Below are 20,854 nucleotides of genomic sequence, written 5' to 3'. Positions count from 1 at the left end.
CGGCGGCGGCCTGGACGAGCAGCCCCCTGGCCAGGGCCCGTCCCAGGGCCGGGGCCGCCACGATGCCGATGCCGTCGTGCGGGTCCGCGGTGATCGGGGCGTCCGACAGGGTGGCCGCCAGCTCGCGGATGCCCGGTTCGTCGTTGGGGCCGGCGGCGCCCTCCAGCCGCAGCCCGCTGGGCACCTCCCCGCTGCCCAGGCTCACCAGCACCGGAGCGGTCGGTTTCGCGCTCCACCGCACAGTGCCGGCGGGATCGTGCAGGATGCCGGTCGCCGACGGGGTACGGCTCCAGGCGGCCTGGACCAGGGCGGCCCGCTGCAGCCCGACCCGCGTGCGAAGCGCCGCGAGGGCGACCCGGTGGGCTTCCTCCGCCCGGTTCCGGGTGCGGCGACTGCTGCGACGGCCGTCGGCCATGCTGCCGACAGCGATGACCGGGCCGAGGACGGCGAAGAGGAGCACAAAGGCCGAGCCGGTGAACATCCAGATCACGACCGCGACCACCAGCGGGGCAGCGCTGGCGATCAACGGAAACCCTGGCGCGGGCGGGTCGACCGGCCGCGCAGGCAGGATCAGTGGCTCGTCTGGTCTGAACACGGGTCAAGGAGACCACGGTGCGGACGCGCCGGGGCCCGGCCGCAGGCATCCGGGCAGGACCGCGGCCGGGCCGGGGTGGGGAGGGATGGCGCTAGTCGACCATGAAGAACTGGTCGGCGATCTCGACCCGCGAACCGCGCGGCACGAGGTAGCGCCGGCCGGGTTCGCACCGCACCGATGTCGAGTCGGCGCGCCGGATGATGGTGCCGTTGCCCGAATAGCGGTCGCTGACCCAGAATTCGCCGTCATGCTGCCCGAATTCGAGGTGGCTCTTGGACACGGACATCCCCAGGTCGTTGACCTGCACGAGGGTGTCGAAACGTTCGGTCGGTTGTGGCAGGGGCCGTCTGCCGATCAGCCCGGTGCCTGGGGCGGAAACGGTCTCCCCCGTGCTGAACTGAAGGACGAACACCGATCTGCGCGGCCGCTCGACGGCGGGCAGCGCGGGAGGCGCGGGAGGCGACGCGGCGGCAGGACGTGTCGTTGCGGGCGCGGGCGGCACCGGCACCTGCACCCGGCCGTCGGCGCCGAGCGGGATCGAGATGACCACGGGCTGACGCGGCAGCGGCTGGATGATCGTGGTGTCATTCGGGCGTGGGTCCGGGCGCTTCCGGGTCTTCGGCGTGGCGGTACTCGAACTGCCGCATTCGCCGCAGAACATGGCGCCGGCCGGTAACGCGGCACCGCAGATCAGGCAGTTCACGTCGCCGATCCTCCCTTGCCCCGCACCGACCGAAGAACGGATGTCCCTCCAGCGTACCGACCCAGCGACCGGAGCGAGACGAGCGCCGCGAGCCTCGTGCGGCGCTTCTTCCCGGCAGCCAACCCGGCGCGCATCTCAGTGACCGACGCCCAGACGGTGTCGGCCTCCACGGTGCCCGGACGGTCCGGTGCGAACACCGCGCGATCGACGACCGAGGCGAAGTCAAGCGTCCCGGGGCCGCCCACCGTTTCTGCCACCTCGATCCGGGTCGCGCCGGCCGGCACGTCGATCCCGTAGTCCAGGGCCGCGTCGGCGAATTCGCGCCAGCCGCCGCGGATCCGGTCCAGCGGCGTCGTGAGGGTTCGGCGCAGTCTGCGGCGCCTGGCCTTGGCGCCGATGATGAGCAGGAATGGCGCTGCCAGCACCGCAAGGCCGAGGAGGGTCCAGCCGGCCACCGTGGCGGCGGCGAGCAGCAAGGCGAGCAGCGGGTCGAGGGGTGCGGGAGGGTCTTCGATCGTTCTTTCCGGCGGGGCCGGGTCGCGCTGCTCCGCGGTGTCGGGAACTGCGGGCGGCACCACCGACTGGGGGCGGGACACCACCGTGGGCTTGTCGGGCTGCTTCGCGGGGATGTCCCTGACGGCCGGGTTCGGGTCGACCGTGACCCACCGCCCGTCGGCGGACTGCACCTCGATCCAGGCCGAGACATCCGAGCCGGTGACGGTCACTGAACCGGACCCGCGGGGAACCCGGGGTGCGAACCCGACCACGACCCTGGCCGGGAATCCCAGGCGCCGTGCGAGGAGGGCCGCCGCCACGGAGTACTGCTCGGCGTCGCCCAGCATGGGCTGGTCGGTGAACAACTGGCCGATCCGGTCTGCCCCGTGGCCCGAACGACTGACCGGCTCGTCGGCGCCGATACCGTGGCTGATGTAGCCATCCGTCTTCAGGCCGGCCAGCATGGCCTGGAGCTGGACGCCGGGCGGGTCGCCGGGCCGGACGTGGCGGGCGAGGACCTGGTCCAGGTCGTCCGGGACCACCTCGAGGGCCGGCAGAACGGCCGTTCCCGGCTGCAGGGTGGCCAGGCTGGCCGGTTCCCGCGGCATCACGGCGACGCTCGTGTACCGGTCTCCCCTGGTCAGGCCGGTCAGCACGGCGGCCGTGCCGCTGTTGTCGTTGTAGAAGAACGAGTCGGAGCGGGCGACCGCCGTGGGCCCGGTGAACGTGATCCGCTCGAGGGATCCGGCGCCGGGAACCCAGACGCCGTCGTAGCCGTCGACGGTCACGGCGAGGCTGACCTGTTCCCCGCCGACCGCCGACTGGTCGAGCCGGTCGGGCAGCCTCGTGAAGGAGCCCGACGCGCTGGCGACCGTGCCGCTGCCCACGGAATAGACGATGCCGTCGTAGCTGTCGAGGGTTGCGATTCGAAGCCGCCCTCCCGGGGGGAGACCGCTCACCTCGAGCAGGGCCTGATCGGCCGCTCCCGGCTGCAGGTAGCCGCGGAATGCGCTGAGCGGGCTGGGAAAGGCCCGTGGATCGAACGGCTGTTGCACCCGCGCGCGCAGCACGTCGCGGGGAACGCCCACGGGGAGGGCGATCGCCGCGACCGTGCCCGCCGCGATCGCGACGGCGATGATCAGGGCGGCGCTGACCAGTCGCCTGGCGGCGCCGAGCCGGCGGTCGGCGGCGGACTCGATCGTGCGGCGGGATTGTTGGGACACGAGGCGCACGATCCCGTGAAGGCGCACCGACCGCAGCCACAGCAGCCAGAACAGCAGCACCACGAAGAGACCGAGCCCGGATTCGATGGGGGTGGTCGCCGTCGTGGGTCCCAGGCCGATCCCGGCAATGAAGAGTGCAACGGGCGCGAGCGCCGCGAGCTCGCCGACGCGAGCGCGGAGCGCGATCGACAACCCGGCCACGGTGCTGAGCAGGACCAGGATCAGCGCCGGGACCAGCAGCGCCTGGTAGGAACCGACGGGCAGCACGATCGTGACCAGCTGCTTCCAGCTCAGCGCCGTGGCCCTGACGAGGTCGAGCAGGCCCTGGGCGGAGGGAAGGAATCGGTTGATCGCTTCGCCTGGGATGGCCAGGGGAACCCCGGCCAGCAGGAAGACGGCGATCGTCACGAGGCCGACGAGCCACGCCGGCCAGCGGAAGACCGCGCCGGACACTGCGACGAGAACGCCGAAGGCGAACGCGACGACGACGAGCACGACGAATTCGGTGCTCCGGTAGATCGGCCAGAGCGCACTGGCGGCGGCGAACGTGGCCGCCATCAGGCCGACCGCGTTCCCGAGGACGAAGCCCCATTCGGTGCGCGGCCGACCGACCGGCCTGGGCTCCCTGCCCGCACTCATACGGCGGCCGTCCTGGCCAGGCTGTGCTTCAGGTCGTCAAGGAATCCGATGGTGAGCACGCTGAGCTCGGCGACCCGCCGGAGGCTGGGGACGTTCTCGGGGTCGCAGACGACGGCGACCACCTCGACTCCGGCCGGGAAGCGGTGTGCGGCCGCTCGCAGTTCGGTCAGTGTGGTCGACGACCCCGTGACCAGGAAAGCCACCGAGATCCCGGCGACCTTGTCGGCCGCGGCCTTCGCCAACTCGCTGACCGGCAGCGCCGCGCCAGAGAGTTCGACCCTGCTGAGGTCGTCGAGCAGGCGCGTGCGGGTGAGGGTGCTCAGGGTCCGCACCGCGGACATCCGCCGCCGTGTGCCCTCGGTCGCCTCGCTGGCCAGCACCGACACCGTTCGCGCGTCACGGACCGCCCGGACCCCCAGCGACCCGGCCACGCTGACCGCCATTTCGAACTCGTCCTCGGTCGCGTAGTCGGACTCGGCCAGGCTCAGGGCGACCATCAGGTGGCTGCGGCGCGACTCCTCATACTGCCGCACCATGTAGCGACCGGTCTTCGCCGTGCTCTTCCAGTGGATGCTGCGGCGCTCGTCGCCCGGCACGTATTCGCGCAGGGCATGGAAGGACACATCGCTGTTGGTCAGGTCGCGGGTGGGATTGCCTTCGAGGTCGCGGATGAACCCGGTGCTCATGCTCGGGATCGGAATGGTGCGCGGGTGCACGAAGAGTTCGACGCGCTCGGCCCAGACGATCTCCCGCCGCAGCAGCCCGACCGGGTCGCCGCGCACGGTGCGTACCGGTCCGATCGGGATGACTCCGCGGCGCGTGGTCGGCACGATGAAGACGTCGTCGAAGCTGCTACCACGGGCGAGTCCGGGCATGGCGAATTCGGCCAGTCCGGCACCGACCGGGACCTCGACAGCGACCCCCGGCAGGCGCTGCCCGGTCGGGTTCAGCACCGTCACCTCCCCCGGCACCTTCGCCCCGACGACGACCCGGTCGACCGGCAGGGACAGGTGGATCTCGTAGGCGTTGCGTCCGATCAGGAAGCAGAACGCGGCCACGACCAGGACGAGCCCTGACCAGGCGATCGCGACGAGTTCGGTCCAGCCGAGGCCGTAGCCGAACAGGAATGAGAAGAACACCACGACGAGGAGGCACCAGCCGAGCGGCGTGACCACCGATGCGACGAAGCGTCCGAAGGCCGATCCGAGCTCGGCCAGCGCCCCCCCGGCCCGCACCATGCCCGTGATCGCGCCAGCCAGCCTGCCGTCGCGGACGGACGCGTCCAACCGGGCCGGATGTCCGGCCTGCACCTCCGGCGGGGCATCCGTTCGGCCGGTACCGCCGACGAGGTCAGCGCTGCTCCGGGTCACCCCGCTGCGGGTGAGTTTGACCTGGCTCACACAGTCAGCCTGTCACTGGGCGGCGGGGTCTCGATCAGGATCCGGGCGATCACGCTGGACGGTGTGACTCCGTCGAATTCGGCCTCCGGGTCGAGGACGAGCCGGTGGGCGAGCACGGTTTCCGCCAGCTCCTTGACGTCGTCGGGGATCACGTAGTGGCGGCCGCTGGCGGCCGCCAGGGTCTTGGCCGTGCGGATCAGGGCCAGGGCGCCGCGCACGCTCACGCCCAGGCGCACCTCGGTGCTCGTGCGTGTGGCCTCGATCAGCCGGGCGACGTAGTCGTTGATGGTGGCGTCGACGAAGACCGTTCGGGCGAGGGCCGCGAGTTCCACGACGGTCTCGGAGGAGACGATCGGGGGCACCACGGCCTCGTGCGCGCGCAGCGCCGCGCCCTCGAGGATGCGCAGCGTCGAGGAATGGTCCGGATAGCCGATCGACGCCTTCATGATGAACCGGTCGAGCTGGGCCTCCGGCAACCGGTACGTGCCGGCCTGCTCGATCGGGTTCTGGGTGGCGATCACCATGAACGGCGCCGCAACGGGATGCGTCACGCCGTCGGCGGTGATCTGCTCCTCCTCCATCACTTCGAGCAACGCCGACTGGGTCTTCGGGCTGGCCCGGTTGATCTCGTCGGCGAGGACGATGTTGGCGAAGATCGGACCACGGTGGAATTCGAAGGCCCCGCTCCGCTGGTCGTAGATGCTCACACCGGTGATGTCCCCCGGCAGGAGGTCCGGGGTGAACTGCACCCGGTTGCTCGAGCCGCGGACGCTCTGCGCGATGGCGCGGGCAAGCGAGGTCTTGCCCGTTCCAGGCACGTCCTCCAGCAGCAGGTGGCCGCCGCTGAGCAGGGCGGTGAACGACATCCGGATCACGTGGTGCTTGCCCAGCAGAACCTGCTCCACCCCGTTCACAAGCCGGTCGAACACATCGGCGAACTGGGTGGCCTGCTCCGCGGTCATCGTCATGGGGTGGTCACTTTCGTTCGGGGCATGGGGGTCGGGCTCGGTGCGGGGCCAAATCTGCCTGGCTCACCTGTCACTGGCTCATCTGTCATAGGAGAAACCCTGTCCGTTGACCGTCACGGTGAGTCGCACAGTGCCGGCCGGCGGCGGCGGCGAGGGCAAGGTGCAGGTGTTCGCCAGGCCGGCCACCGGGGTCACCGACGGGTCACCCGGCACCAGGCACACGTAGCTCGCTTCGATCCCGTTGTTGTCGGGGCCGTTCGTCCAGGAGAACACGCCCGCCGTGTAGACCAGCCCCTGCACGGCGAAACTCACGGATGCCTCCGGCGCCGCCGGGTAGGTGCCGGACCAGGTCCCGCAGGAACCCCACACCTTGCAGGCCTGCACCTGGAAGCGGACCACCTCGCCGAAACGGAATCCGAGCGGCGCCCGCGGCCAGGTCGTCGCCGGGAAGGTGACATCGGTCCACGGCATCGGGTTGCCCGAACCGTCGACGGCACGGATGTTGTAGTGGTGGACGCCAGCACTGGGGCTCACACCGTCGATGCGGACGTCCCAGGAATCGTCGCGCATCGCCATCCGGCTGTTCACCGAGGTGATGTCGGCCGGCGCCGGCCGCACGAGCACGGTCGCCACCGCAGTCGGGGCGCAGCCGGCCCGGTTGTAACCCCAGACGACGAATGAGTAGTGGCCGTTGTCGGCGAGCAGGTTGTCGAAAACGACGGAGGTGGTGCCCGCAGCGACGGCCTTCTGCTCGGCGACGATCCCGCCCTGGGTCGGCGCCACCAGCGTTCCGGGCGCCGGGCTGGTCACCGAGCAGGACTGGGCCCCGGTGGGCACCTGGTCCGCGCTCACCCGCTGCACGAAGTAACCGGCGATGCCGTCGCCGCGGCCGTCGAACGGGTCCCAGCTCACCGTCACGGAGCCGCTCGAATCGACCGCGTTCGCGGTGATCGCGCCGGCCCGGGCCGGGCCGAACGGCCGTCCGTTGCCGGTGGAGGTGTTCCAGGCGGACAGCGCCGGGTAGGCGTCGTTCCGTGCGCTCACGGTGAATGGAACATCCGTGCCGTTGGCGAGGCCGCCGACGTCGATCGTGCAGGAGTCCGCGGTGCACGACGGCCCGGATGCGCTCACCTCGCTTTGCGGGCCGCCCCCGACCGTCACGACGTAGCCGCGCATCGCGGTGCCGCCGCCGACCGGGGTCACCGTGTTCCAGTGCAGCCGCAGCCCCGAGTCGAGGGGCTCCGCCGACAGCCCTGTGGGAGCCGGTGGCACGACATCGGACCAGACCTGGTCGGCGAGCACCGTGGCCGTTGAGAGCCCGATGCCGTTGCGGGCGGCGACCGAGATCTGGACGGCATTGTCCCGCCCGTTGCCGGCCGTCGCGATCTCGCAGGCTGTTGCCTGGCAGACCGTGCTGCCGACGACTGCGCCCGTGGCCACGCTTTTCACGGAGATCTCGTAGCCGGTGACGGCGGAGTTGTTGGCTGCCCCCGCGTTGAACGACACCGAGATCCGGCGGTCCGCGAAGGCTGTCACGCCGAGGCTCGACACCGGGTCGGGTTTGTCCTGCACCGAGATGCGCACCGTGCCCCAGGCGAACCGGTCGGGGTCGCCGGTCGCATCGGCGACCTGGTATTGCAGATTCGTGTCGGCGGGGGCGGCATCCGGCGCCACCTTGACGGTGAGACGGCTGTTGTCGGCGCTGGGGGTGATGGTCACTCCGGCGGGCACCCCGGCGCCATCGCCGCCGCGCACCGCCACGACCCGGAGCGGCACCGCCGGGAAAGGGTTGGTTGCATCGTCGTTTGCAAGCACGTCCAGGACGGTGCTCTGGCCTCGCGGGGCGATCACAACATCGGCGGCTGGAACGGCAAGGGGCCGCGTCGACGCGACCACACCCATCTCGATTCGGCCGGCCTTTCCGGTGTTAATGCCATCGCGCACTCCGATCGTGATCGCGCCGCCGACGCCCTTCGGCGTCGACTCGGAGGCATGGAGGGTGAGCGTCTGCCCGTCGAGGGAATAGTTGAACCCGACGGGACGGGGTTCGAGGACCGTGTAGGTCAGTTCGGCCTGGTCCTTCGGGTAGGGGTACGAGGTGAGCCGGGTCAGGTCGATGACCTTGGTCTGGTCTGGTTCGAAGTCGATCACGGCGCCGTCGAAGCCGGGGGGCTGGTTCTCCCGCGGGGTGACGTTGATCGGCAGCACGATCGTCGCGGTGCGGCCGTCCTGGTCCTTGGCGCCGGAGCCGTCGGTCACTTCGAACGAGATCGAGGCGGGCCCGTAGTACTTGTCGCTGCTGGTGAACACGAGCCGGGTGTCCGAGGAAACCAGGTCCGCACCATTTGAACGAGTCGCCTGGACCAGGCTCCGATCGGTGAGCCGGACCCGTTTGCCACCGACGGCGACGACGTAGTCGTTGATGTCGATCGTCAGGGTCGATTCGCTCTGGATCTTCATCGGGCGCATCCCCTTGCGCAATTGGGGCAGGGCATCGTTCGAGCCGGGCACCCAGATGAACGCGTAGGAGACGATGGTCGGGTCGTCCGGATTGGCTACCTCGAAGGGGATGATCTGGCTGCTCTTACCGACGCTCACCCTGACGCGGCGATTGTCCGTCACCTCGGCGACGCCCGAGAAACCGGCCGGCACGGCCAGGCCGAGGCTCCGGCCGGACCCTTCGGCGAAGAAGACATTGGCGAGGACATCGACGTCGATCGTGCGCCGGTCGAGCACGTCGGAAAGCGTCAGGTGGGTGTCGCGCGCGTCGGGCTGGGAACGCGGAGCATCCTTGCGCACGACAACGGTGAGGAAGGCGGAGCTCGAGCCGCCGCGATCATTCTGGATCTCGTAGATGAAGCCGTACCGGCCCTCGCCCGCCGGCGCGTGCACCGATACGACGCCATCGACGATGGCGGCCGTACCCTGGGCGTCTCCTGCTCCGCTCGCCAGGACGGCGGTGATGGTCAGGGACCCGCCGTCGGGGTCCGAATCATTCCCGAGTACCCGGACGGCGACGGTGCTTTTGGGACGCACCATGACCTCGTCGGGCGCGGCGACCGGGTTGCGGGCGCCGTCAAGCCGAGGGCTGATCCCAACCCGCACGGTCCCCACTGCCCGTGCGCCGAGGGCGTCGACGACCGCGTAGGTGAAGGTATCGGTGCCTGCCGAGTAGTCCCCCGCTGTGTACACGATCGAGTCGAAGCCTCCGATCGCGACCGAGCCCCTCTCCGGGTTGGTTTCCTGGCCGACGAGTTGCACGGAGTCACCGTCCGGGTCGATGCCGGAGAGCGGAATCGGGATGCTCACGGTGTCGCCGGCGAGAACGCGGGCGGTCACGGTCTTCGGCACGGGCGGGTTGTTCGAGTGCGGGTCGGCTTCCCGCACTGAAATGCGCACCTCCGCGTTGGCGAACTGGCCGTCGGGGGCGTTCACCCGGTAGACGGCGGTGAAATTGCCGGTCCTGTTCGGGGCAAGGTAGCGCAGCACGGTGCCCGAGGCGAAGAGCAGTCCGGCTCCGGCCGGGAGTTCGGTGGCGAGGGTGGGATCGAGCGTGAGGGTGTCGCCGTCGGGGTGTTCGTCGTTCACCAGCACGGGCACGTCGATGGCGTCACCGACCCGGACCGAGACGGTGTCGGGCACGGCGAGAGGCGCCTGCTTGCGGGCCGGTGGCGGGATCTGGATCACCGTCACGGTGCCCTCTGCCTCGGCCAGGCCGTTGCTGATCCGGTAGCCGAATGCGACCGAACCGTTCTCGAGGGGCTTGGTGAGCGTGACCCGCAGGATGCGCTGGTCGAGGATCTCGATTCGTAGCCCGCTGGCGGCCGGCGCGTTCGTCGTGCCGGTAACCAGCAGCACGCCGCCGGCCGGGTCGATATCGGTCGCGAGCACGTCCACGAGGGTGGCCTGCTGGCCGCGGACGAAGGCCGTGTGCGGGACGGTGATCGGGGTACTGTTCGCGTCCGGCGCCGCCGACACGTCGACCCGGATGCGGCCGGTCGCCGTGAGCGTCCCGTCCGTCACCGCGTACTCGATCTCGTGCACCCCGACGGCGCTGCTGGCGAAGCGGAAGGTGCCGCCGTCGAAGTCCGGGGTGATGGTCACATCCGGTTTCGCCGGCACGCTGCTCAGCCGGAGCGGTGCCGATCCGCCCCGGACGTGCTCGAGCGGCGACACGGTCACCTCGGCGCCGGCGGTGGCCAGCACGATGAAGGCCTCGGCGATGATCGGCACCGACCCGGATGGACGGACCGTCGCCGACAGCGTCCCGGTCCCTGCCGCCCGGCCGTCGGAGACGGTGAGACCGATCGACTTCGCGTCGGAGCTGGTGCCGGCATCACTGAAGACGACGGCACCGCCCGGGGTGAAGCTGATCTGGTCGGGCGCGATCGCAGTCGCCTCGGTCAGGTAGATCGGGTCGCCGTCCGGGTCGACCCAGTCGCCGAGCACCTGGCTGGTGACCCGGCCGCCGGCCCTCACCGTGGTGTGGGTGCCGCGGGCCTGCGCCGGGGCCGAGTTCTCCTCCGGGCCCCGGATGGTGACCGTGACCGTGGCCGAGGCCTTGCCTCCACGGCCGTCGTTGACGGTGTAGCCGAAGCTCACCGTGCCCGCTGCGGTCGGTTCCAGCGTCAACTGCACCTGCTGGGTGTTCCCGACCAGGTCGAGTCGGCCGGTCTCGGGCGCGAGGGTGCTGAGCGAGTCGATCACCAGGACGTCGCCGTTCGGGTCGAAATCGTTCAGCAGCACCGGCAGGGTCACGGTGCGGCCGGGCCGCGCTCCGAAATCATCGTCGACGGCGACCGGCGGCACCTGGGCCTTCTCGAACTCCGGCGGGGTATCGTCGTTGTTCTCCACCACCCGTTGCTGGTCCTGGTTGCTGTCGATCAGCTCGGCCCAGTTGTCGATGAGCTCGTTCCCGCGCTGCACCGCCCAGGCCTCCCCGTTGAGGGCGTCGTTGAGCACCATCCCCGTGCCGTTCCGACGGAAGGCGAGCCGGGCGTCGCCCGCGAGGCCGGTGAGGGTGTCGGTGCGGCCATTGGCCGGGTCGCCGGCGCAGTCCCGCCAGACGGTGCCGTCTCCCCAGGCTGCGTAGGAGCATCCGGCGTCCGAGGCCGGTGCGACGGCCTGCCCGGCCCGTCCGCTCACCACTGTCGACGGTCGTCCCCCGGCCAGGGGAACCGCCTCGAGGCCACTGCGGTGCGCGATCAGCACCCGGTCCCCGCGAACGCCGGGCTCCTGCAGCAGCGGGGCGTCGCCGGCACGGATGTCCCGCGAGAGATCGACCTCGCCGCGGGAGAGGAACAGGTGCCGGGTCGACGCGTTGAACAGCGCCCATTGGCCGTCCACGCTGGTCAGCTGATAACCGTCCTCCGGGCCGCCGGCGGCCACGGTGACGGCGGAGGCGATCGAGTCGGGACTGGTCGGATCGACGAGGGACAGGGAGCCGGTTGCCGGGGTGAAGGCGTACAGCCTCCCGTCGGCATCCATGCTGACCAGGGACCCGGCACCGAAGGAGAGCGCCGGCTCGGCGGTGCTGTCGAAGCTGTCGAGCCGGTCGGCCGCCAGGTTCCAGACGTCGCCGTTCGAGACGACGACGGCACGATCGCCGGCGAGGAAAATGCCCGGCTCCTTGGGCGGAAGCGCCACGCTCTCCGTGACCTTCGCCGTTGCCGGGTCGAGGATGTCAACGGAGTTGTTGCCGCGGTCGAGCACCAGGACGGTCGCTCCCTGCTGCACGACGTCGAGTCGGGAACTACCGGCTTCGACAACGGTGTTGAGTTCGAACACGGCCGTGTTCGCCCGTCCGACCACCTGACGGGCCTCGTTCGTCACCCAGACGGCGGCATCGCCGAGGTCGAGCCGCTGGGCGGTATAGCCGCCCGACACAATCGCCACGGTGGCAATGACCGCCACGATGACGGTGCCGCTCAGCGTCGTGGTGAACAGCGACCGGTGGGCGGAGAGCCACCGCCGGATCATGGGCCGTCACCAGCGGTGTCGACGCACTTCTCCCCGCTGGGCGTTCCGCCCTTGCCGTCGCGATTGACGGTCACGGTCACGCACACCCGGGGCTGTCCCTTGGGGTCTACGTTGAATTCCGTTCCTCGCTGGATGCTGCTCTCGCCCGTGCGCAGGGCCACGACGTAGCTGTCACCGTCCCTGATTCCCGGATCGGCCCAGCCGAACAGCACCGTGCCGTCCCTGAGTTCCCCCGACACGTCGCTGACCGTGGGGATTCCGGAGCCGACCTGGCGCACGAGGATGCTCGCAGCGGTGGCCGCGAAGCCGACGATGATCACCGCGGCCGCGATGAGCGCCCAGATCGTGAGAGCACGCCGCCGTGGCCGGTGTGCGGCAGTCACGGACTCGCCGCCGGTCAGGCTGGGCGGCCGGGTCGCGGAACGGGACACGCTCTTCCCGGCCTCCGGCCTCCGCCGCCGGCGCCTGCCCGCGTAGGCGTCGACTGAGTTTACACCGGTGATCCGGGTCTTGTCGGCCTGGTCGGCGACGGTGTCCGTCGCCCACCCGTCCATGACGACCTCGAGCGGGGTTTGCGCGAGGCCGAGTTCCGCTTCGACCGATTGCAGCTCTCGGATCAACTCGAGCACGCTGCGCTGCCTCAACTCCGGGCGTCGGGACATGGTCTTCGCGAGGATGAATTCGAGCCGGGCCGGCACGTCCGGCCGATCCAGGGCCGGAATCCTGGCCTTGCTGATCCTGGCAATGATCTGGGCCGAACCGTTCTCCTCGCCCGGCAGTTCGAACGGCGACCGCCCGGCCAGCAGCGAGTACAGGGTCGCACCCAGCGACCACACCTCGGAGGCGATCGAGCCGGAAACCTCGTCGAGGAGCACCTCGGGGGCCGACCACGGGATCGACAGCCCGATCGCTTCGGAGTTCTCCACCTCGCCGAGGGTGGCCGCGATCCCGAAGTCCGACAGGACCGGATGCCCATAGGCCGTTACCAAAACGTTCGACGGTTTCAGGTCGCGGTGCAGCACGCCGCTCTGGTGGGCGGTCTCCACGGCGCTGGCGATCTTGATGCCGATTCGAAGCACCTCGGGAACGGACAGGGTTTCGACGCGATAGCGCTGGCTGAGCGTGGAGGAGCAGTACTCCATCACCAGGTACGGCCGGCCGTCAGCGGACACACTGGCCTGGAAGACAGTCAGGATTGACGGGTGCGAACTGAGCTGCGCCATCAGGTTGGCCTCGGCCTGGAACAGCTGGCGCACGTGGTCGTTCACGATTTCGGCCAACAGCACCTTGACGGCCACCTGGCGCCTGGGCATGTTCTGCTCGTACAGGAACACGTCGGCGAAGCCGCCGGATCCAAGCACCCTGAGGTAGGAGAAACCCGGGAGAATCGGGGGCGTCGAGGGCAATCGTCGAGCCATGTTCGCCTCCCCGTGTAACGGTGCGTGTCGAGCGTGCGATGAACGCGGGTCGAACGGGCGAATCGACGAGCGTCTGACAAGTCTAGGCAACGGTCGGGCCGGATTCCGGGAAGCAACTACCCCAACTCTGGGGGTACGGCTGAAGGCGAGATTTCGCCGACATCGATCACGTCGAGCACGATCACGGTGACGTTGTCACGCCCGCCGTTCTCGAGCGCGGCGTCGACGAGAGACTTCGCCGCGTCGGCTGCCCGCGGGTTGGACATCAGGAAATGACGGATGCCGTAGGCCGTGAGTTCCTTCGTGAGACCGTCGGAGCAGACCAGAAGTCGCATGCCCGGCTGGATTGGAAGCACCCGGTAGTCGGGAATCGGGGGCTCATGGAATCCGACGGCGCGCGTGATGATGTTGCCGTGGGGGTGCACGTCCGCTTCGTCGCGGGTGATGCGCCCCGCGTCGACGAGTTCCTGCACCACGGAGTGGTCGGTCGTGACCTGTTCGAGCACGCCGGAGGTGAGCTGGTATACCCGGGAATCGCCGATGTTGAAGACGATCCACTGGGGCACGCCGGAGACGACGGCGACAGCCGCTCCGGTCACCGTCGTTCCGGTGCCGAGGTCGGTGACGCCTTCGCCCGTTGCCATGTCGGAGACGGCGAGGCTGAGCGCACCGTTGATCGCGTCGGGTTCGAGGTGATCTCGCCCGGCGAATTCGGCCAGCCGGGTGACGACCGCGGCACTGGCGACGTCGCCGGCCGAGTGCCCGCCCATGCCGTCGGCGACGGCGAAGACCGGCGGTTCCGAAAGCAGGCTGTCCTCGTTGACCTCGCGGCGGTGCCCGGTGTCGGTCAGCGCCGCCCAGGCCAACGTGACGGTCTTGTGCAGCGACGGAATCTCGAGCGTGAAACCGGAGGAGCCCTGACCAATCTGGGTCACGATTGTGCCTTCCAAAATTGGCGCGTGGACACGGAGCCGGCTAGTCGCCGCTCGCGGGGAGGATCTCGATGATATTACCGTCCCCGATGTCCAGTCTCGTACCGGGGAGCACGGCGAGGGACTGCCGGGAGCCCAGCCGTTGCGGGTGTCGGCGGGGAAGCGTGACGATGGTTCCGTTCGTGGAGCCGAGGTCGGTGACCACCACCGAGTCGCCCACCTGGCGGATGTCGAGGTGGGTTGCCGATACGGCGGACGTCGGCGAAACCACCTCGAATAGCCGCGGCGGCGGCACTTCGGCCACCCGGGCCGGGCGCGGGCGCCGGCCCAGTCGGCAGGCCACGTCGAGTCGTACCTCCGTTGTGTCCGGCAGCCGGAAACCATAGAACGCGTGGTCGGGTGCGACGGGCGGGCCTGCCGGAACGGGTGCCCGCCCGCGGCCCCTGGAGCCCCGGGCCGGCAGGATCACCGTGTCCTCCTGCGCCCTCGGCACCCGGAGCACCGTGTCCGCGTCGACGGCCGCAGGGCGCGGGGCCCGGATGATCGTCGCCTCCATGCTCTCGGGCTGGTCCACGAGGGTCCAGAACAGGCGGCTCGCCGAGACGGTACCGCCGAGGAAGGGCCGCCCGGAGTCCAGCAGCCCGGCCGGCACGACCGGCCGCGCCGGGCCGCCGATGACGAGGCCGGTCACGGCCCGGAAATCGGCGAGCAGCCACGGGCGGATGTCGCCGGCCGCGAAGCGCCGTGACCCACCCACCGAGAACACGTCGACCGCGATCTCGCCTCGCACGATCACCGACACCGGCACGCCGTCCTCGTCGGTGGGCTCCCGCTGCACGATCACCGCGAAGCTGTCGACCGCGCGATCGCCGCCGAGCGGGAGGAGAGCGACGAGCGACTCGGCCTCGACCGTCGGCGCGCCGGTGAGCGCGTCCAGCGCGGCCAGGACCGGGGGCGGTGTGTCCGCCGGGAGGGCGGCCAGGAATGCGCACCCGACGACGAAGGACCACTCGGCGTCTTCCCCCGGTGCCACCAGATAGCCAACGCGTGCCATAGAACCGGCCTTCCGCTCAGTGTCCGACACGACCCATTGTCGGACACGACCCATTGTCGGACACGACCCATTGTCCGGCATCCCGGCGTCGACGGCAGAGCGACTGGCAATCCGGGCCCAACTCTGGATTCCGCAGTTTTGTGCCCCATTCACTACGGAATCCCTTGCTGAAAGGCAATCTCACTGGCATAATCGCTGGATGAGCGTAAATGGACGCGGTGCGGCAGCGAAGCCGGCCCAGCTGGACGAGGTGTCCAAGAAGATCATCGAGCAGCTGCAGGTCGACGGGCGTCGCTCGTACGCCGAGATCGGCAAGGCCGTCGGCCTGAGCGAAGCGGCGGTGCGCCAGCGGGTGCAGAAGCTCACCGAGGCCGGCGTCATGCAAGTGGTCGCCGTGACCGATCCGATGCAGCTCGGCTTCTACCGCCAGGCCATGATCGGCATCCGTGCCAGCGGCGACACCCGGATCCTGGCCGACAAGCTGGCGGCCATCCCGTCCGTCGACTACGTGGTTCTCACCGCCGGCTCCTTCGACATCCTCGCCGAGGTCGTCTGCGAAGACGACGACGAGCTCATCGCCCTGCTCAACTCGCAGATCCGCAGCCTGGAGGGCGTCAACTCCACCGAAACGTTCGTCTATCTCAAACTCCACAAACAGCTCTACAACTGGGGAACACGGTAAAAAATGACTATCACTGCGCCTGACACCATTGAAGCAACGCCCGCCGAAACATCGCCGCGCGTCTACACCGACGCCGAGAACGCGGCGATGCAGCAGAAGGCGAAAGACCACCTCTGGATGCATTTCTCCCGCCAGTCCGTGCTGGAGTCCGGCGCCGGGGTGCCGATCATCACCAAGGGCCTCGGCCACCACATCTGGGACTCGCACGGCAAGAAGTACATCGACGGGCTGAGCGGCCTATTCACCGTCAATGTGGGCCACGGCCGCAAGCGCCTCGCCGAGGTGGCGGCCAGGCAGGCGGAGGAACTGGCCTTCTTCCCGGTCTGGTCCTATGCGCACCCGAACGCCATCGAATTGGCCGACCGGCTGGCGTCCTACGCGCCCGGCGACCTGAACCGCGTCTTCTATTCCACCGGCGGCGGAGAAGCGGTCGAGACCGCCTTCAAGCTGGCCAAGTACTACTGGAAGCTGCAGGGCCGGCCGACCAAGCACAAGGTCATCTCCCGCAACGTCGCCTACCATGGCACCCCGCAGGGTGCCCTGGCGATCACCGGGATCCCGGCGATGAAGGAAATGTTCGAACCGGTCACCCCCGGCGGTTTCCGGGTGCCCAACACCAACTTCTACCGCGCGGACGAGATGGGCTCCGGCCTCGGCTACGACGTGGAGAAGTTCGGACTCTGGGCCGCCAACCGGATCGAGGAGATGATCCAGTTCGAGGGCCCCGAGACGGTCGCCGCCGTGTTCCTGGAACCGGTGCAGAACTCCGGCGGATGCTTCCCGCCACCCCCCGGCTATTTCAAGCGGGTTCGCGAAATCTGCGACCAGTACGATGTGCTGCTGGTCGCGGACGAGGTCATCACCGCCTTCGGCCGGATCGGCAACATGTTCGCCTCCACCACCTTCGGGATCGAGCCGGACATGATCACCTGCGCGAAGGGCATGACGAGCGGCTACTCGCCGATCGGCGCGACCATCGTGAGCGACCGCATCTACGAGCCGTTCAAGCACGGCGACACCACCTTCTACCACGGCTACACCTTCGGTGGCCATCCGGTGTCGGCGGCGGTGGCGCTCGCCAACCTCGACATTTTCGAGGAGGAGAAGCTGAACGAGAACGTGCGCGAGAATTCGCCTGTCTTCCGCGCCGAGCTGGAGAAGCTGCTCGACCTGCCGATCGTGGGTGATGTGCGCGGCGAGGGCTATTTCTTCGGCATCGAGCTGGTCAAGGACAAGGCGACCAAGGAGACGTTCACCGACGCCGAGTCGGAGCGGCTGCTGCGCGGCTACCTGTCCAAGGCGCTGTTCGAGGCCGGCCTGTACTGCCGGGCCGACGACCGAGGCGATCCGGTGGTACAGCTCGCTCCCCCGCTGACCATCGGACCGGCCGAGTTCCGCGAGATCGGCGAGATCCTGCACGGGGTGTTGTCGGAGGCGCCGAAGTACCTGTAGCCCGACCCGGAAGGCCGGCCGTCAGTCCACGTGCCGGCCGGACTCGTCGTCGCCCGGCGGTCGTTCTTCGTCGAACGGCACTGCGAACGCCCAGTCCGGCAGGTGGCCGGAGGAAATGAGCGTGTCCAGCAGATTTGCCATGCCGTAGCGGGGGTCGACGGTCAGCGCGCGGTCGATGAAGATGCCGGCCACCGAACCGCGACCCATCGCCCAGGACAACCAGGCGAGCATGCAATACGGGGCCGGCCTGGCACGGCGAGGGGCCAGGGCGACCACGGTCAGCAACAGCCGCACCGCCCCTTCGATCCGGTCGGGGTCCGGCCGCACGGTCGTCAGCCCGAGCATGAGGTCACTGGTCTGTTTCGCGTCGGGGTCGTCGTCACCCTTGTGCTCCCGCTCGGCCCGCACGATGTCGTCCATGCTCTGTCCCGTCGCGCTCTGGACGGCCGCGTACCGCAGGTTGAGTGCGTGGGTGAGCGCACCGACCGTCTCGCCGAACGCGAACTGGAGCATCATCTGGTCACGGCAGGCAGGGCCCTGCAGGAGGAAGAGCAACGCCGCCACGTCATCGGGATCGAGGGCACTCGGATCCCAGTCCAGTGCCGCCTCCGCGGTGGCCACGGGATCGAGGATGTCGCCGACCATGGCCAGCAGCTCCGGCACGGTCTCTTCCTTGCCGCCGAGTTTCCGGTAGCGGGCCAGCCGACGGCTGATCCTCTCCCGGGCCGCGAGGTCGACCCGGGGCAGGTCGGCCCGGCTGCGCAGGCTGGCCAGGTCATGCCGAGCCTCCGCTGGAATGGCCCGCTGCACCTCCGACGCGGCGATGTCCGCCAGCGGATGCCCGCCGGCCGGGCAGGACGGGTCCAGGTAGGACCCCCAGCCATCCGGTGCGACGCAGAGCGCGTCGCGCACCAGGAAGCCGGAGAGCTCCGCCCGCGCGCACACGGTCTCGGCGAATCGCTCCGCCGGCAGCCCGGCCACCGATGCGAACGCCTCCTCCGTATAGACCACCGGCACGACGGCATCCACCCCGGGAATGCGGCACAGCGTGCCGACAAGGGTGGACGCGATTCTCTGCAGGAGCATGCGGGATGCGTCGGCACTCGGCAGGTTGAAGCGCATGGCCCCGCAGGTCCGGTTTCCCCGGAACGCCACGAGGACCATGCTTCGTTCCGGCTGGAATCCGACGAGTTGGGGCACGAGCGCGAGGAAGTCATACGCTTCCCTGGTCTTGACGATTGTCCTGTTCATGCGGCAACCCTCGCCTGCCGGCCCTCGCGACGGTCCCCTGCGACGCAGTCGGTGGAGAGCCCGACCTCCCGAGTGCCTGTGGATGACTCCCACGGATGGCGGGTTCGCGCGGCGGCACCGTACGCTTGACCCAGAGATGCGGCCGGTGGGGAAACGCCGGGCACCGACGAAAGCGCAGGGTCACGAATGCCGGGTTCAACGATTGTTGACATCCTCCTCGTCCTGCTGCTGGTCAGCTATCTCGCCTCGGGCTTCCGCAGCGGGCTGATCGGCAGCCTGAGCAGCATCGCCGGGCTCGTCGTCGGCGGCATCGCCGCGTATTTCCTCGTTCCGCTGGTCGGCACCTGGGTTCCCGCCGCGGAATGGCGAACGGCCGCAACACTCGCAACGGCCGGAGTGCTCCTGGTCGGCGGCCTCTCCCTCGGCAGCTCGATCGGCCGGTCCCTGCGCCCGCACAGCGCCCGCACGAAGCTCCGGCTGGCCGACCGGATGCTCGGCGCCGGCGCCGCCGTCGTCGCATCCGCCCTCGTCGTGTCGATGCTCGCGTTCAGCCTCGGCGGGTTGGGTGTGCCGCTCCTGTCTCCCGCCATCGCCTCGTCCGGCGTGATCAGATCGATCGATTCACTGACGCCCGACCCGCTGAAGTCGTTCCTCGCCCAGCTGCGCTCCGTCGTCGTCAGCGAAGGACTCCCCCGGGTGGTCGAGGCCTTCAACGGGCCGGTCCCGACGATCCCGCTCGTCTCCGCCGACAGTGCCGCGCTCCTCTCGGCCAGGCAGTCCGTGATGAAGATCACCGGCACCGCGTACGCCTGCGGCCAGAACCAGTCCGGCAGCGGCTTCGTCATCGCCGAGGACCGCGTGCTCACCAACGCTCACGTCGTGGCCGGCGTGACGGAACCGGTGGTCGTCACTCCGGGCGGCAACGCCCGGCCGGGCCAGGTCGTCTACTTCGACCCGGTCGTCGACCTGGCGGTCATCGCCGTGAGCGGCCTCGCCGCCCCTGCCCTCGAGCTCGGCCCTAACCTGGCCCCGGGGAGCCGGGCCGTCAGCGACGGGTACCCCTACGGCGGGCCGTTCGACTCCGGGCCCGCCCAGGTCGTCGCCGTGGCCCCGGCGCTCGTCGCCGACATCTACGGCCAGGAACCGGCGCAGCGGCAGATCTACACCCTTGCCGCCGATGTGCAGCACGGCGAATCAGGAGGACCGCTCCTGAGCGAATCCGGCCGGGTGGCGGGGGTCATCTTCGCCAAGTCCACGGTCACGACCAATCTCGGCTACGCGCTTGCGATGGAGGAAGTCGACCCGGTGGCCGCTCAGGCGGCCGCGCTGGCGGCCCCGGTGTCCTCCGGGGACTGCATCGGGGGCTAGCTTTCCCGTGCCGGAAGTCGATCACCCCGGTGGACTGGCGCTCCTCGCGGCGCAGGTTGCGGAAGCGGGCGGAGGGTGTGTTGTGCGCCGGCTTCTCTAGCCTCAGCCACGAAGCTCGTCGTCAAGGAGCTCCCTGAACCAGGCGAGGCCGAAGCCATGGGCGCCGATCCCGTAGTCCAGCGTGAGTCGTTGGTAGTGAAACACCGCCGAGTGTTCGGCGGGAATCGTCAAGCCATCGAGGCTGGCGGAGAGTTCGTCGAGCTCCGCGGCATCGCTCTCGACGCGGCGAACGATGTCTGCGAGGATCGCCTGGCGTCCGGCTGGATCGGGGATCAGGCCGAGAAAATAGACCTTGGTCAGCGCGATCACCTCGAGGTTACCGCCCGCTATGGGTTCCTTCATCCAGGCGAGAAATGCGGACCTGCCCACAATCGTCAGTCGGTAGGTCTTCTTGCTTCGTCCGTTCGCGACTGACTCGGTGAATTCCACGAAGCGCTTCGCGAGCAGGCCGTTTGTCGCACTGCTGAGGCCGCCGAGGCTGGGCCGATAGAACAGTGAGATCCCCGCAGCACAGTGCTTGTTCAGGTCGTAGAGCGTTTGCGGGCCCAGCATGACCAGAAGGCCGAGAACGACATTTCCCATTGCGCTGCCCTCCGGAGACGCCTATATTTCTATTTGTAATATTACAAAGCGTA

The 20,854-nt window shown here is 69.4% G+C and carries 13 protein-coding genes and 1 pseudogene; 3 read left to right on the top strand and 11 right to left on the bottom strand.

The annotated features are described in order from the left end of the window. From E3T48_RS15215 to E3T48_RS15175, 9 genes and pseudogenes are all read right to left on the bottom strand, one after another. Positions 1 to 595 (bottom strand): annotated as a pseudogene (locus E3T48_RS15215) (hypothetical protein); the annotation flags it as partial. A 91-nt stretch (positions 596 to 686) separates the two neighbouring features. Further along, positions 687 to 1,298 carry an FHA domain-containing protein gene (locus tag E3T48_RS15210; RefSeq protein WP_241986856.1) on the bottom strand — a complete coding sequence of 204 codons (612 nt, stop codon included), beginning with the start codon at positions 1,296 to 1,298 and terminating at the stop codon, positions 687 to 689. Beyond that, complete coding sequence (locus tag E3T48_RS15205) at positions 1,295 to 3,655, bottom strand: transglutaminase-like domain-containing protein (protein WP_241986855.1); 2,361 nt, start codon at positions 3,653 to 3,655, stop codon at positions 1,295 to 1,297. Before E3T48_RS15205 ends, E3T48_RS15210 begins: the two co-directional genes overlap by 4 nt. After that, positions 3,652 to 5,055 carry a DUF58 domain-containing protein gene (locus E3T48_RS15200; protein WP_241986854.1) on the bottom strand — a complete coding sequence of 468 codons (1,404 nt, stop codon included), beginning with the start codon at positions 5,053 to 5,055 and terminating at the stop codon, positions 3,652 to 3,654. The genes E3T48_RS15205 and E3T48_RS15200 overlap by 4 nt, the downstream gene beginning before the upstream one ends. Next, the gene (locus E3T48_RS15195) at positions 5,052 to 6,023 is read right to left on the bottom strand and encodes an AAA family ATPase (RefSeq protein WP_134524871.1); all 972 of its coding nucleotides are present in this window, start codon (positions 6,021 to 6,023) and stop codon (positions 5,052 to 5,054) included. The genes E3T48_RS15200 and E3T48_RS15195 overlap by 4 nt, the downstream gene beginning before the upstream one ends. 78 nt (positions 6,024 to 6,101) lie before the next feature. Continuing rightward, complete coding sequence (locus E3T48_RS15190; protein WP_134524870.1) at positions 6,102 to 12,002, bottom strand: Ig-like domain-containing protein; 5,901 nt, start codon at positions 12,000 to 12,002, stop codon at positions 6,102 to 6,104. Then, positions 11,999 to 13,420 carry a serine/threonine-protein kinase gene (locus tag E3T48_RS15185; protein WP_134524869.1) on the bottom strand — a complete coding sequence of 474 codons (1,422 nt, stop codon included), beginning with the start codon at positions 13,418 to 13,420 and terminating at the stop codon, positions 11,999 to 12,001. Before E3T48_RS15185 ends, E3T48_RS15190 begins: the two co-directional genes overlap by 4 nt. A 116-nt stretch (positions 13,421 to 13,536) precedes the next feature. Then, a complete protein-coding gene (locus tag E3T48_RS15180; protein WP_134524868.1) occupies positions 13,537 to 14,355 on the bottom strand; it encodes a PP2C family protein-serine/threonine phosphatase in 819 nt (272 codons plus the stop codon). 40 nt (positions 14,356 to 14,395) lie between these two features. Beyond that, the gene (locus E3T48_RS15175) at positions 14,396 to 15,406 is read right to left on the bottom strand and encodes an FHA domain-containing protein (protein ID WP_134524867.1); all 1,011 of its coding nucleotides are present in this window, start codon (positions 15,404 to 15,406) and stop codon (positions 14,396 to 14,398) included. 199 nt (positions 15,407 to 15,605) lie between these two features. Between E3T48_RS15175 and E3T48_RS15170 the strand changes: the two genes are divergently transcribed. Together E3T48_RS15170 and E3T48_RS15165 are read left to right on the top strand one after the other, a co-directional pair. Beyond that, a complete protein-coding gene (locus E3T48_RS15170) occupies positions 15,606 to 16,088 on the top strand; it encodes an Lrp/AsnC family transcriptional regulator (RefSeq protein WP_134524866.1) in 483 nt (160 codons plus the stop codon). 3 nt (positions 16,089 to 16,091) lie between these two features. Further along, on the top strand, positions 16,092 to 17,540 hold the full coding sequence (locus E3T48_RS15165; protein WP_134524865.1) for an aspartate aminotransferase family protein: 1,449 nt from the start codon (positions 16,092 to 16,094) through the stop codon (positions 17,538 to 17,540). Between the two features lie 21 nt (positions 17,541 to 17,561). Here E3T48_RS15165 and E3T48_RS15160 read toward each other — a convergent pair whose 3' ends face one another. Then, positions 17,562 to 18,791 (bottom strand): DUF4192 domain-containing protein, encoded by a 1,230-nt coding sequence (locus tag E3T48_RS15160; RefSeq protein ID WP_134524864.1) that lies wholly within the window; start codon positions 18,789 to 18,791, stop codon positions 17,562 to 17,564. Positions 18,792 to 18,977: 186 nt separating this feature from the next. Here E3T48_RS15160 and E3T48_RS15155 point away from each other — a divergent pair, with 186 nt between their 5' ends. Beyond that, entirely contained in the window at positions 18,978 to 20,159 is a 1,182-nt protein-coding gene (locus tag E3T48_RS15155; protein WP_134524863.1) for a MarP family serine protease, read from the top strand. A 102-nt stretch (positions 20,160 to 20,261) separates the two neighbouring features. Here E3T48_RS15155 and E3T48_RS15150 read toward each other — a convergent pair whose 3' ends face one another. Beyond that, positions 20,262 to 20,771 carry a PadR family transcriptional regulator gene (locus tag E3T48_RS15150; RefSeq protein WP_134524862.1) on the bottom strand — a complete coding sequence of 170 codons (510 nt, stop codon included), beginning with the start codon at positions 20,769 to 20,771 and terminating at the stop codon, positions 20,262 to 20,264. Positions 20,772 to 20,854 lie beyond the last annotated feature (83 nt).

The sequence above is a fragment of the Cryobacterium fucosi genome, assembly GCF_004403515.1.
Lineage (GTDB): Bacteria > Actinomycetota > Actinomycetes > Actinomycetales > Microbacteriaceae > Cryobacterium > Cryobacterium fucosi.
This window is presented reverse-complemented; position numbering and strand designations above follow the sequence as displayed.

What these genes read in the sequence shown, in the direction of transcription:
- E3T48_RS15205 (WP_241986855.1), bottom strand. Translation starts at nt 3,655, where the DNA reads ATGAGTGCGGGCAGGGAGCCCAGGCCGGTCGGTCGGCCGCGCACCGAA.
- E3T48_RS15195 (WP_134524871.1), bottom strand. Translation starts at nt 6,023, where the DNA reads ATGACGATGACCGCGGAGCAGGCCACCCAGTTCGCCGATGTGTTCGAC.
- E3T48_RS15190 (WP_134524870.1), bottom strand. Translation starts at nt 12,002, where the DNA reads ATGATCCGGCGGTGGCTCTCCGCCCACCGGTCGCTGTTCACCACGACG.
- E3T48_RS15185 (WP_134524869.1), bottom strand. Translation starts at nt 13,420, where the DNA reads ATGGCTCGACGATTGCCCTCGACGCCCCCGATTCTCCCGGGTTTCTCC.
- E3T48_RS15175 (WP_134524867.1), bottom strand. Translation starts at nt 15,406, where the DNA reads ATGGCACGCGTTGGCTATCTGGTGGCACCGGGGGAAGACGCCGAGTGG.
- E3T48_RS15170 (WP_134524866.1), top strand. Translation starts at nt 15,606, where the DNA reads ATGAGCGTAAATGGACGCGGTGCGGCAGCGAAGCCGGCCCAGCTGGAC.
- E3T48_RS15165 (WP_134524865.1), top strand. Translation starts at nt 16,092, where the DNA reads ATGACTATCACTGCGCCTGACACCATTGAAGCAACGCCCGCCGAAACA.
- E3T48_RS15160 (WP_134524864.1), bottom strand. Translation starts at nt 18,791, where the DNA reads ATGAACAGGACAATCGTCAAGACCAGGGAAGCGTATGACTTCCTCGCG.
- E3T48_RS15155 (WP_134524863.1), top strand. Translation starts at nt 18,978, where the DNA reads ATGCCGGGTTCAACGATTGTTGACATCCTCCTCGTCCTGCTGCTGGTC.
- E3T48_RS15150 (WP_134524862.1), bottom strand. Translation starts at nt 20,771, where the DNA reads ATGCTGGGCCCGCAAACGCTCTACGACCTGAACAAGCACTGTGCTGCG.